The organism is Micromonospora sp. NPDC049044, assembly GCF_040649215.1.
Lineage (GTDB): Bacteria > Actinomycetota > Actinomycetes > Mycobacteriales > Micromonosporaceae > Micromonospora.
The window spans coordinates 54046-66987 of sequence record NZ_JBEZFA010000024.1; the positions used below are offsets into that span (position 1 = coordinate 54046).

The following is a 12942-nucleotide window of genomic DNA, read 5'->3' on the forward strand; positions in this document are numbered from 1 at the left end:
GTGTGCCGGCGTCCGGCGGCGGGGGGTGTGCTGACGAGCGCGGCTCGACCACAATCGTGCGGTGCGTCGTCGCGGATGGAAATGGGGATCGCTGACGGCCGTGGCCGCACTGGCGGTGGGCGGCACCGCCTGGGTGTGGCTGCGGTACGACTTCGAGAAGGTCAACTGGAGCTGGGGCGTCGTCGCCGGCGTCATCGCCGTCTACGTCCTGCTGGACCAGGTCTTCCGGCCCGGGACGACAGGTTTCGCCGAGACCGCTGCACATCGGCGCGCCGCCGCCGACGAACTTGTGGAACTCATCCGTCGCGACCCGACCGACGACGCGCTGCTGCGCACCGTCGACGAGCCGTATCCGCTGCCGGTGCGCTGGCGCACCGCGCCCGCGCGGTTCCTGCCCTCCTGGCGCTCGATCGGCCGATCGAGCGACGCCGCCCCGATGGACCTCAGCGGCGGCGCCGGAACACTGTGGAGCTGCTACCGGAAGGTGCCCTCCGGGCGGCTGCTGCTGTTGGGCCCGGCCGGCTCCGGAAAGTCGGTCCTCGCGCTGCGGATGGCCCGGGAGCTGCCGCGACTCCGTGACCCGGACACCCCCGTGCCGGTGCTGGTGCCGGCCGACTCCTGGGACCCGGACCGGGAGACCTTCCACGACTGGCTGGTCGACCGGATCGCCCGGCGCTACCCGCAGCTCGCCGCCGACCATCCGCGCCGCGACGCCGTGCTGCGTGACCTCGTCGAGACCGACCTGGTCGTGCCGGTCCTCGACGGACTGGACGAGGTGCCCGAGGATCGACTGCTCGCCTGCCTCGACGAACTCAACGCGCTACCGACCCAACGATTCGTGCTCACCTGCCGGACCACCGTCTACGAGCGATACCTGAGCCAGGGCGAGAAGCTGCGCGGCACCGCCGTGGTCATGCTCGAACCATCCGCGTCCGCCGAGGTGGCCGACTACCTGGTCGACTCGGCGCCGCTGCACCAGGTGGACAACTGGACCACTGTGGCGACCGGGCTGACCGCCGCCCCCCAGCTGACCGCCGCGCTGAGCACGCCGCTGATGGTGGCGATGGCCCGTAGCGCCTTCGACCAACCCGGCACCGATCCGCGCGACCTCCTGCCGTTGGCACGCGAGCGGGGCCAACGCTCGGTCGAGGACGACCTGCTGACCCGTGCCGTGGACGCCGCGCTGCGCTCGCGTCGGGGCGCGCAGGGCCTGCGCCGCTGGGAACCCGCCACCGCCCGGCGCTACCTGGCCTTCCTCGCCGCGCACCTGGAGTCGCTCGACGTGCGCGAGTTCCGCTGGTGGCAGTTGGGCGCCGCCCAGCCCGGCCCCTTCTGGGCACTCGCCGCCGGAGTGCGGACCGCGGCGGCGGTGTGGCTGACGCTGACGCTCGCCGCGGACGCCCTCACCACGACCGCGACGCTTGTCACCCACCCACCGACCAGGGACGTCCTCGACAGGCTGGTCCGGGAGACCGGCGCCCTCACTGTGACGGCGTTCGTGCTGGCCTTCGTCGTGGCGCTGATCCGAGGCTCGGGCCAGGTCGGTCGGGAACGACCCCGCCGGGTGGCGTTCGTCGGCGGGGTGCGGGCGTTTCGCGACGGGCTGCCCGGCGCGCTGTTCGTCGGTCTCTCGATCGCCGGTGTCACGCTCGCCTTCCTCACGGCCTACCCACCCACCCCGCAGCTGGTCGCGCTGCTCGACCGACTGCCCGGGGTACCCCCGTGGTCCGATCCAGCCCGCGCCGCCCTGGTGCTCGCGCTGTTGGGTACGACGTACGCGGCCGTCCGGGCCGGACTTCGGGTGGATGTCGCCGCGCCCGCCTCCGAGTTGGAGGCGACGAGCGTGGTCGAGACCGTCCGGGCCGACCGGGCCGCCGGCGTCGCCTCCGCGCTGGCCGCTGCCGCCACCGGCGTCGTCCGGCTGCTCGTCATCGTCGCGGCCCTGCGTCTGACCGGGGTGGTGTCGGCCGTCCCGCCACTGCCCGAGCTGAGCTACGCCGGTATCGGGTTCGGGCTGGGCTGGTGGCTGCTCCGAAGCGGCGGTGGGGCCTGGATGCGCTTCGCGCTCACCCGTGCCGCCCTCGCCGTCCGGGGTCGCACCCCGCACCGGCTGCTCGCCTTTCTGGCGTACGCCGAGGCCGTCGGCCTGTTGCGCGACGGCGCGGGAGCCTACCGGTTCCGGCACGCCCGTCTGCAGAGCCGACTCGCCGGCGGGTCGGTGAGCGCGCGACGGGGCAGCCGACTACGCGAGGAGTTCGGCGTCGAACTCGCCCAGGCCGGCTACTGGCCGGAGGCGCTCGGGGTGTTCGGCGACGTCACCCGGGTGCGAGCCGCGAACATCGGGCACGGCGACGACCTGACGGTGGCGGCACTGCGCCGGGCCCTGCTGACCGGCGCGGCGGCGGGGCAGTGGACCGAGCTGGCGAGTCTGCTGGCCCTCATCCCACCTCCGGCCGAGCCGACACCCCTGGCGGTGCTGCGGCACCGCGTCAGCCGACTGGTCGCGGCCGGCGCCCCGCTGGCCCAGCTGCTCCGCGCGGCCGAGGAGCTACGCGACGCGGCGACCGCCGACCACGGGCGGGCAGAAGCGGACGCCGGGCCCGGCCGGCTGGCACCGGGAATCGAGGAGTTCCTGGCCGTCCTGCACCACCTCAGCGGCGACACCGCCGCGGCGCAGGCCCGTCTGGACCAACTGCTCCTCGACGTCGGCCAGGATCTCGGCGAACCGGTACCCGTCGGCGCGGGCCTGCTGGCCGCGCTGCTGGTCGACGACAACCTCCTCTCGCTCGCCCTGTTCGTCTGCCACCAGGAGCTGCTGCTCGCCGACCAGCCACCCGACCGGGTCGACCTGCTGCTGCTCGTTGAAAGCTGGCGTTGGTCGGTCGAGGTGATGCGACAGCACACCGACGAACGCGCCGAACTGCACAACCGCATCCGGGCCGCGGTGGCCGATCGCCGTGCGCACCCGGGCGGTCGCAGGTGCGGCCGACGCGAGCTGGCCGAGCTGGGACTCCAGCTGTGCCACGCGCTCATCGAGCACCAGACGCTGGGTCCGCTCGCCGTCGTGGCGTCGCGCCGGCTGGGAGCCGTCCTCGCCGAACCCGACATCCTCGAACTGACGCTGCACCGAAGCGCACCCATGTGGCACGGCGGCTGACGAGGACACCGACTGTTGAACCGGGACGCGACACTGGGATTTCCGTGACCGGGGAGGAGACTCGTGCCGTTCGTCAGAGCGCACACCAGGAGGAACGGCGCGCGGGTTCGGGCGCACTACCGCAGGCGGCGCTCCGGGCGCGTTCGACGAAGGTCGACGGTCCGCCGCCTCTCCGGTGGCGGCAGCCCGGCCAACGGCTGGCTTCTGGTGCTGGCCCCCGTCATCGGCTTCGTGCTCCTCGGCATGGTCGTCGACGTCGTGCGGCGGCACCCCTACTGGTCCGCGTTCCTGGTGCTCCTCATCGTCGCCGGGGCGATCACCGTGGGACTGCTCGTGTCGCGGCAGCGCGCCCGCGAACGGGTAGAGCAGGCCCAGCGGGACAGGTTGATCACGGTCACCGACACCATGAGTGGCCCGGAGTTCGAGCAGTGGTTCGCCCGGATCCTGATGGCGTCCGGGTTTCGGAACGTGACGGTGTGCGGCGGCTCGGGCGACCGGGGAGCTGACGTGTTGGCGAGCGCCCCCGACGGCCGCCGCGTCGTGGTGCAGTGCAAGCGGCAGAGCGTCGGCAACCGGGTGGGCAGTGCCGCGATCCAGCGGTTCGCCGGCACCTGCCGGGACATCCACGGCGGCGAGATCTGCCTGCTCGTGACGAACAGCTACTTCACCGCGGGCGACGGCATCCGGATGGCCCGACAGCTCAACCTCACGCTCGTCGACCGGGAGGCGCTGGCGAGGTGGGCCTGGACGGGGAGCCCGCCGGTGGCGGCGCTCGGGGCGGTAGTGCCGCGCTGATGCGGGTCACAGTCGGAGCTTGCCCGGCGCTGGCAGCCATCCTTCTGACGCGGCTTCCGGCACTGAAAGATCATGGACAGCGGATTGCGGGCGCGGTAACTACTGTCCCGGCATGGCACCGTCGGTTCCCAGAAGTGTCAGTGCGACAGACGCTGCCGGCACGGTGAGCGGCCGAGCCGGCGGGGGTTCGGTGCTGCCCTCGGTGCCGAACGACCTGGCCAGTCGACAGATGTGCTGTGCCATGCACCTGCACCCGCCGTTGGCGGCGCAGGTGTTGCTGCACTACAGCATCGACAACCCGAAAGCGTGGTGCCCCCCGTTCGGGGTGGACGCGGTTGCGCTGGTGCGGCACGCCCGGGCGGCCGACACTCGGTGGCGGGAGCTGTACGGCGCGGTCGCGCTGACGCGATATTCGTTGCTCATCCTGGTCGCGCTCGGCGTCCTCCTCCTCTGGCGCGACGGAGTGGTCACGGCGCTGCTCGCGCTGCCGCTCATCGTCGTGGCCTGCGGAGTCGGGTGGCGCACCACCTTCCTCAGTCTTCAGCAGACCCGCGCGGCGGCGATCGACACCATGGCGGAGGAGAAGCCGCTGGCCACCCAGGCGCCAGAGCTCGACTCCGACCTGGAGGAAGGACTCGCCGCCCTGCAGGACGCCAACATGATCGTCTTCGAGGTTGACGCGGACAGCCCGTTCGTCGGCAGCGGCACCGAGATCGGCCGCTGGGCACTGCCACCCATCGACGTCAGCCGCAGTCGAGAAAAGAATCGAGACGGTACGCGACCACCTGCGACCTTCTCCATCCGAGAACTGCACGACGATCTGATCCGGCTCGCCGGGTCACGGCTCGGGCTGAGCGACATCGAGGTCACCAAACGGATCTACGTGCGGGGGGACGTGCTGCCGGACTGCGAGGGGCTGTTCCATCCCGACGAGGTACGCCCGCCGTGCCGGCTGGACACCTCCTGGGTGGATCTGGGCAGCGACGCGCCGGGGGAGCAGGCCAGGACGTACGTGTGTCTGGCGAAGAGCCTCGTGGGTAGCCAGATCGTCGTCACGCTCTTCGCCCGCTACACCCTCGAACAGGGCATTCTGTCCTGCGAGTTCGCCGCCTTCGTCCTGCCGCCCGTCCTTCGCGACTCCGCGCCCGCCACCGGGTTCTACGGTCTGTTCGGGGAGGATCTCAGCCCTATTCATGGCCGTTCGACCACCTGGGCACTGACCATCGCGGCGTGGCGCACCTACGTCGCCGAGCTGTTCCGGCGCTCGGACCGGGGCATCGATCTGGCCGAGGCGCACGAGAATCGGACGCAACATCACTACGAGGCGCTCCAGGAGGGCCGACGCTACGACTACGGGGCGCCCTTCAGCGCGCGAGAGCTCGCCGCGACCACGAGCATCGAGAGCTACTTCGAGATCGCGGATGTGCGTGACTGTCTGTTACGGATGCAGCGAGGAGTGATCGACTGTCTGGTCGCGTTCCTGACCGACAAGGGGATCGACACGTCCGAGATAGCCGCCGGAAAGCAGCGGATCATCAACAACATCACCAACATCGGGGAGGTGTCCGGCCGGGGCAACATCTTCGGGAACCACGGACGGGTGTCGAATTTCGATCGCGATGACCAGGCGGCCTGATCGGTTGGTGGCCCGCGGCTCCGGCCGGTCGGCGACCAGGAAGTAGGAGTCAGTGAGTCAGTTCAACTTCGGCGGCGACATCACCGGTGAGGCGAACGTCTTCGGTGACCACGCGCAGGTGCACAACCGGAGCAACGACTTCAGTCGAGGCTCGGATCTCGCCGGTCTCGTCGCCGCAATGGTCGACGAGATCGCGAAGCACCGGACGGAGGTTCGCGAGGCCGAACGGCTGACCCAACTGGCAAGCACGGCTGCGGCGTACGCCGCCGAGCCGCGGCCCAACGTGGAGGGCATCCGCAGCCTGCTACCGGCGCTGCTGGCAGGTGCCGGCACGGTGACCGCCGTCGCCGATGCCGTGCTGCGCGTCTCCCAGGCCGTCAACAGCCTTTGAGGGAGGTGGACATTGAGCTGGCACCTGTCGCCGGCGAACCCGGGTTGGTTGGCATTCGCGGACCGATGCTGACCGCTGTTTCCGAATGACGTTCGAATATTGGGACCAACCGCCGGCACCCGACCTCACCGGACGCCACCGCCACCCAGGGCCGGTCACCGTGCCAGCTCGTGGCCACGTCTTCATCTTCGAAATGCAGGTGGCTCGAACCTCAGCCCTCCGCCTCACCGATCAGGACCCTCGCCAACGTCCTCGACGAATTCGTCCTCAAGGACGAGCGGTCGAACGCCGAGCACCTGGCTTCTTCACTAGATCGAGGAAGCGCTGCGCCGTAGCGGCCGAGTCGGGCAGCCCCTGGAAGCGCACGAAGCGGCAGAGACCATCAAGCTTCTCGACGACATCCTCAAAAACAGAGGGAATGGCACCGACTCCTGATGCCTCCGAGAACGGAAACGGTCGGCACGCAGCACCGCCAGCAGGTGGACCGTGACGGAAGGTTGGACCTGGAACGCTTCGAAGCGGGTGGCGGGCCGCCCTCGTCAACCACCTCGCCCTAGGATCTCTGGAATGCAGGAGGGCCGGTGGACGACGATCACGCCGTCGCAGTTCGCGCACGAGCGGGAGGCGCTGGCGCACGTCCAGGCGCTGCTGCCGGACAGCGAGCCCTACCGTGCCTGGTCAAACTTCACGTTCACTGCCCAGACCGGGCATCCCTACGAGGTCGACCTGTTGGTTGCCGCCCCCGGCGGCCTCTACCTCATCGAGATCAAGGGCCTCAACGGACGGCTCAAGTCCAGCGGCTCCAACTGGATCCTCCAGGGCCCGAACGGCACCCGTACCTTCGACAACCCGCTGCACCTGGCCGACGGCAAGGCGAAGAAACTCAAGTCGCTACTCCAGGTAGCCGCCTCGCGACGTAAGGGTCAGCAGGTCAGGATCCCCTTTGTGCAGGCGGCGGTGTTCCTGTCCAAGCCTGGCCTGCGGGTGGAGCTGTCCGAGCACCACCTGCACGGCATCTTTGGCCCGGAGCCGGCTGCGAGTCATGAACCCGGGCCGCTACCACCGATCAGCTCGCTGCTGCGGCGACCACCACAGGACGAACGGCAGCGGGTCACCAAGGAGATGTCTGCGGCACTGCCCGACCTGCTCGACGCGGTGGGCATCGCCCGTAGTCGGCGGCACTACCAGGTCGGCGCCTGGGAGCTGGAACCTCGTCCGTTTGATGTCGGCCCCACCTGGCAGGACCACCAGGCGCGGCACCGCGAGCTGGATCGCGAGCGCCGTCGGGTGCGGATCTACCTGGTCGAGCGCAATGCCGTACAGACCGAGCGGGCCAGTATCGAGCGTGCCGCCAAGCGGGAGATGCTCGCCCTGCACGGCATCAACCACCCTGGGATCGTGCAGGTTGACTCGATGGAGTCGCACGAGGCCGGCCCGGCACTGATCTTCCGGTACGACCCCCGCTCGGTGCGACTGGACCACTACATGGCCCAGTACGGCGACCGCCTGGACGCGCTGAGTCGGCTCGCGATGATTCGCCAGCTCGCCGAAACGGTGGCGTACTCGCATCGGCGGCGTCTGCACCACCGGGCACTGTCCGCCCGCAGCATCCTGGTCAACCCCGGTCGGACGCGGCGCGGTGGCAGCGAGGACGAAGCCTGGCTCACACCGCAACTGAAGATCAGCGACTGGCAGGCGGCGACCCGAGGCGCGGACAGCGCCGGGGGCAGCAGCGGCGATCCGGTGACCCTCTCCTCGCACGCGGCGGCGCACATCGAGCGGTCCGCGGAGGCGTACCTCGCACCCGAGTTGACCGCGCCGACACCCGATGCGGTCGCGATGGACGTCTTCGGTCTCGGCGCGCTGGCGTATCTGATCCTGACCGGTCAACCGCCGGCCGCGAAACGTCCCGAACTGCTCGCCCGGTTGGCCCGCGACAACGGTCTGCGGGCTGCCGCTGTCGCCGACGGCATCAGTGAGTTCGCCGACGAGCTGATCCAGGCCGCCACCGCACCGGTTCCTGCTCAGCGGCTTACCACCGTTGCCGACTTCGTCGAGATGCTTCAAGGCGTCGAGGACGAGTTGACCACCCCACTCCCCGCTTCCGTGCACCCGGAGGATCCGGAACCCGAGCAGGCCGATCCGCTGGAAGCGCGCGGCGGGGACCGGGTCGGCGAGTGGAAGATCGTCCGCCGCCTCGGTACCGGCTCGACCTGCCGGGCGTTCCTTGGCTTCAACGAGCGCACCCGCCGGGAAGAGGTGCTCAAGGTCGGGCTGTCCGACGAGAAGGGCGCCCGACTGGCCCACGAGGCCCGGGTGCTGGGCCCGCTCACCGACTCCCGGGTGATCCGGTTGGCGCGACCCGAGCCGTTACAGCTGGGCAACCGCACCGTCGTGGTCCTGGAGCACGCCGGCGACCACACCCTGGCCCGAAAGTTGCGCGACGACGGCCGGCTCACCGTCGACGAGCTGGAGACGTACAGCGACTACCTGTTTGGCGCCCTCGACTATCTGGAGGGCGAGGGCGTCTACCACCGCGACATCAAGCCGGACAACATCGCCATCCGGATCCGGCCCAATCGCACCCGGCAACTGGTGCTGTTCGACTTCTCCCTCGCGGGCGTCTCGGTCAAGGAGATCAGCGCCGGTACTCCCCGCTACCTGGACCCGTTCCTGGGCGCGGCCAACCGCCCCGTCTATGACAAACACGCCGAGTGGTACGCGCTCGCGGTCACCCTGCACGAGATGGCATCCGGGGAGCTGCCGGTCTGGGGCGACGGTGGCACCGAACCGCAGCTCACCGACGGCCCGCCGGTGCTGGCCGCCGAGGCGTTCGACCCGGCCATCCGCGATGGGCTCGTGGAGTTCTTCCAGCGCGCGCTGCACCGTGACCACCGGCAGCGTCACGCGTCGCTGAAGGACCTGCGCGACGCCTGGCAGGACGTCTTCCGCCGCTCCGACGCGAGCACCCCGGTCGGCAGCGAACACCCAGACGTTGACGAGCCGGACGAGCAGGTCGCCGCAGCGGCCCGCGACGAGGCCGCCGACAAGGCCACCCGGGCCACCACGCTGGAGGCCGCAGGTCTCACCCCCAGGGCGGTCTCGGCCGCGCACCGCCTGGAGGCCACCACCGTCGCCGAGCTGCTCACGGTCGCGAACAAGCTCGCACACCTGCCCGGTCTGGGTGCAAAGACCCGCCAGGAGCTGCAACGCCGGGTCAAGGAGTGGCGCCAGCGGCTTGGCGAGCGGGAAACGCTGCCCACCACGCCCGCCGCCCGCAAGGCGGCCAGCGAGGAGGCGGCCACCGAGACCACCGCGGGCCACGGCGACGCCGATCTGGTACGCGTCGGCCTGGACGCCATCGCCACGCTGCTCATTCCCGCCAAGAACGGCCGCAACGCCACCGAGATCGAGGCCACCCGGCTGCTGCTGCACCTGCCTGACGAGTCGGGGGAGCTGCCAGCCTTGCAGCTCTGGCCGCAGCAGCCGCAGGTCGCCAGCGCGCTGGGCGTCACCGCCGGCCGGGTCGCGCAGATCCTCGGTAAGCAGCGCAAACGCTGGCACGACATCCCGGTGGTCGGCAGCGTGCGTACCCAGATCGTCGAGCTGTTGCAGGACGGCGGCCGGGTGATGGGCGTCGCCGAGCTGGCCGCGGCGCTGCTGAGCAGCCGTGGCTCGGTGCGCACCGGAGACTCGCTGCGTCTCGCCGTGGCCGTCGCGGCGGTGCGCGCCGCCGTGGAGGTCGACGCGCTCGCCGACGAGCCGCGCCTGCTGCTGCGCCGGCACTCGCGCGCCGACATCGACGGCAAGCCCCACCCTCGCGGCGACCGGCTGCTGGTGGCGCTCGAGGTCAGCGACGACGACGCGCCGGACACTCCGGCCGCGCCAGCGCTGCTCGACTACGCCGACGCGCTCGGCAAGGCCGCCGACAAACTCGCCGCCAGTGAGGTGCTGCCCAGCCCGGCGACAGTGCTGCGTACCCTCGCGGCGGTGACCGCGCCCGGCGGCGCGGCCGACGCGTTCGACGAACGGCGACGGGTGTTGCTCGCCGCGGTAGCCTCGGAGCGGGCCGCCGCCACCGCGCGGTTGGAGCTCTACCCGCGCGACCTCGAACCGGTGCGGGCTCTGCGGTTGGCTCAGGCTGGCGTGGTGCCGCCGACGGTCCCTTCCGACGGTCGGCGTGGGCTGACCCCGACGCACGTCGCGGACCGGGTCACCGCGCGCTTCCCGGAGCTGGACCCGCTGCCGGGTCACCCCAAACTGGACCGGCTGCTCGCCGAGGCGGGCTTCGAGCTGCGCTGGGACCGGGACCGCTACGTCTCGCCGCCACCGCGTGCGGCCTCGTCCTCGGTGTCGATCGTTCAGCGGCGTCCGTCGGTGACGGCCGCGCCGAGCCGGTGGACGGCGGAGTCGCCCGAGCTCGCGGCCGCGATGCGCGCCGAGGAGCGGCTTGCCGGGGCGCGGTCCGCAGGTGGGTTCCGGGCGCTGACGGTACGCCTCAACCGTTATCACCTGGCCCGGGAGGAACTGGCTCGGCGCTTCGAGGCCCGACCGGTCAACGTGGCGGCCCGCTTCCTGGACCACCTGCACGCCCTGGTCGACGCCCGCCCGAAGCCGACGTGGGAGACCGTGCTCAGCGCGGACGTCGCCGAGGAGGGGTCGCGGGCGGCGATCAAGCTGGGGGAGTACGTCGAGCAGGCGTGGCAGCTGACCGTGCCGTCGCTGCGTTCCTCGCTGTCTGCCGCGGATGGTCCGGTGTTGCTGCACGACGCGGCGGTGCTGGCGCGGTACCGGGCGATGGAGCGGCTGCACGAGCTGGCTGATGCGGCGCGCGGCGGTGCGGGGGATGTCTGGCTGCTTTGCCCGATGGAGGATCCGGCGCTGCTGCCCAAGCTGGACGGTGCAGTGGTGCGGGTGGGTGACAACGAGTGGATCGCGTTGCCGGACGCCTGGGTCGTCAACGCCCACCGCAGCACGGTGGCAGCCTCCTGACCAGTTGTCGTTTGAGTGGCGGGAGGTCCCAGTGGCGGCACCTCAAGGGTTACCGGCAGCGGATACGGCTCGTGTGCGCCGGTGGTGCGATCAGCGGGTCCCCGAGCGGGTCCGTGACCAGGTACGCATCGAGTGTGAGGAGGCGGCCCGTCACCTGACGATCGTCGAGTGTCGGGCCCCGTGGCGGGCCGAGTTGGGGTCGGAGTGGACTCGTCTTCCCGTCGCGCGCCTCGAGTACACCAGGACCACTGGCACCTGGACGTTGTACTACCGGGAGCGCACCCTTCGGTTCCGTCGGTACGACCTGGTCCCGCCGACAACCAACGTGGGGGAACTCCTCGACGAACTCGATCGGGACCCGACAGCGATCTTCTGGGGCTGACCGCTCGATTTCCCGACAGCGTTCGCAGCCCCAACGGCGTACCGTCCGGGTCCACCTATGGGAGGAGTCGGATGAGTTTCCTGCGGCAGGCAGAGCAGTCCCCGGACACCGAGCGGATGTTCGACAGCGACACGAAGGCGATGGGCTACCTGCCCAACTACACCAGGTTGTTCGCCCACAGCCCGGCGGTGTACCTGGCATGGCAGCAGCTCAACGGTGCGGTGAAGGACGAGATGGAGCTGCGCCGCTATGAGTTGGTGACCCTCGCCGCAGCCCGGGCCCTGAAGTCCTCCTACTGCGGCCTGGCTCATGGAAAGGTCCTACGCGACAAGTTCTTCGACGCGCCGACCGTCGCCGCCATCGCGTCAGACCACGGCAGCGCCGGTCTCTCGGCGCAGGAGGTCGCAGTCGTTCACTTCGCCGGTAAGGTCGCGACCGATGCGACCTCCGTCACCGAGGCCGACGTCGCGGACCTGCGCGGTCACGGTCTCGATGACACGGACATCTTCCACGTGATCCTCGCCGTTGGCGCCAGATGCTTCTTCAGTACCGTCCTCAGCGCGGCCGGGGCTGAGCCCGATCCGCAGTACAACGAGAGCCTGGACGTGGATCTGCGCCAGGCGCTGAGCTTCGGCGGTTAGACCTAGCGAATAACGCAGCGACCGGCTGTCCGAGCGTCACCGGGGAGCGCGGAGCTGGCGTTCGTCTCTCGCGACGCCATGCGCGACGGATCACCTGACGTGTCCGCCGAACAGGTTCAGCAGGGCTGTTTGTTCGGGCGTCAGGCGCAGCAGGGGTGTTCCGTTGGTGCCGGGGAAGATCCGAGCCCCGTCGAGGTCTGCCCGGCGAATGCTCGTCGCGATGCCGACCTTGACGCCCCGACTGACCAACGTCTCGAGCAGGCGGGGCGTGTCGAAGAGGTACGCCGCGGCAATCTGCCACCGGTGGTGCCGCACTGCGCCGAGCGGTCGTGTCGGACCGCTGAAGATCAGGTAGACGTCGCAGGGGTGTGGGCTGATGTCGATTCCGGTGAACACGTCGCCGTAGGTCTTGACGTTGACGGTCCGACCGGCGAGCGGACCGGACCGGAAGACACCGTCGTAGCCGGCCTGGACCGCCGTACCCGCCAGCTCGATGTCGAACACCTGCGCGGCGATGAACTCGCCGATGTCACCTGGGCGGGCTGACCGCCCGGTGAGCGCCGCGATCCTGGCGTCCAGGTCGTCCCGAGCCTGCAGCAATGCCGCCAACTGGTGCAACTTCTCGGTCACGAGGTCGATTCTTCGCGCTGCGCACTGGCTTGACCAGTGACACGTCGCCAACTTTCGGTCATGACGACCTCGGGTTGGCAGCGTAGCTGAGCCGGTCATTCTCCCGAGTTAGGAGCCGCACGTCTCGTTGAGCATGGCCAGTTCGTCCGGCCGTCCTGACTGCAGATCGTTTCGATCGCGTCCATCGGAAATCCGACACCATCAATGATGTGGGCAAGGTGCGCGCGCACCTGGCAGGCAAGCAAGCTCGCTGGAGCGGCAAAATGCCTGATCTTCAGCGGCAGGACCGATTGGCAGCGACCGGTCAGGTACTTAAAG

General features: G+C 70.2%; 8 protein-coding genes. 7 read left to right on the top strand and 1 reads right to left on the bottom strand.

All coding sequences use genetic code 11. The annotated features are described in order from the left end of the window. The first annotated feature begins 61 nt into the window (after window positions 1–61). The 7 genes from AB0B85_RS20545 to AB0B85_RS20575 all read left to right on the top strand — a co-directional run bounded on the left by AB0B85_RS20545 (window position 62) and on the right by AB0B85_RS20575 (window position 11994). Complete coding sequence (locus AB0B85_RS20545) at window positions 62–3157, top strand: NACHT domain-containing protein (protein WP_357409532.1); 3096 nt, start codon at window positions 62–64, stop codon at window positions 3155–3157. Window positions 3158–3220: 63 nt separating this feature from the next. Continuing rightward, on the top strand, window positions 3221–3952 hold the full coding sequence (locus AB0B85_RS20550) for a restriction endonuclease (RefSeq protein ID WP_357409534.1): 732 nt from the start codon (window positions 3221–3223) through the stop codon (window positions 3950–3952). A gap of 163 nt (window positions 3953–4115) precedes the next feature. Next, window positions 4116–5588, top strand: coding sequence for a hypothetical protein (locus tag AB0B85_RS20555; protein ID WP_357409536.1), 1473 nt, complete (start codon window positions 4116–4118; stop codon window positions 5586–5588). A gap of 52 nt (window positions 5589–5640) precedes the next feature. Continuing rightward, window positions 5641–5979: a hypothetical protein gene (locus AB0B85_RS20560; RefSeq protein ID WP_357409538.1), complete on the top strand. Its 339-nt coding sequence runs from the start codon at window positions 5641–5643 to the stop codon at window positions 5977–5979. A 567-nt stretch (window positions 5980–6546) separates the two neighbouring features. Continuing rightward, window positions 6547–10971 carry a BREX system serine/threonine kinase PglW gene (gene pglW, locus AB0B85_RS20565; RefSeq protein ID WP_357409540.1) on the top strand — a complete coding sequence of 1475 codons (4425 nt, stop codon included), beginning with the start codon at window positions 6547–6549 and terminating at the stop codon, window positions 10969–10971. A 73-nt stretch (window positions 10972–11044) separates the two neighbouring features. After that, window positions 11045–11353: a DUF3024 domain-containing protein gene (locus AB0B85_RS20570; RefSeq protein WP_357409542.1), complete on the top strand. Its 309-nt coding sequence runs from the start codon at window positions 11045–11047 to the stop codon at window positions 11351–11353. Window positions 11354–11424: 71 nt separating this feature from the next. After that, complete coding sequence (locus tag AB0B85_RS20575; protein WP_357409544.1) at window positions 11425–11994, top strand: peroxidase; 570 nt, start codon at window positions 11425–11427, stop codon at window positions 11992–11994. A gap of 90 nt (window positions 11995–12084) precedes the next feature. Here AB0B85_RS20575 and AB0B85_RS20580 read toward each other — a convergent pair whose 3' ends face one another. After that, on the bottom strand, window positions 12085–12624 hold the full coding sequence (locus AB0B85_RS20580) for a hypothetical protein (protein WP_357409546.1): 540 nt from the start codon (window positions 12622–12624) through the stop codon (window positions 12085–12087). Between the last annotated feature and the right edge of the window lie 318 nt (window positions 12625–12942).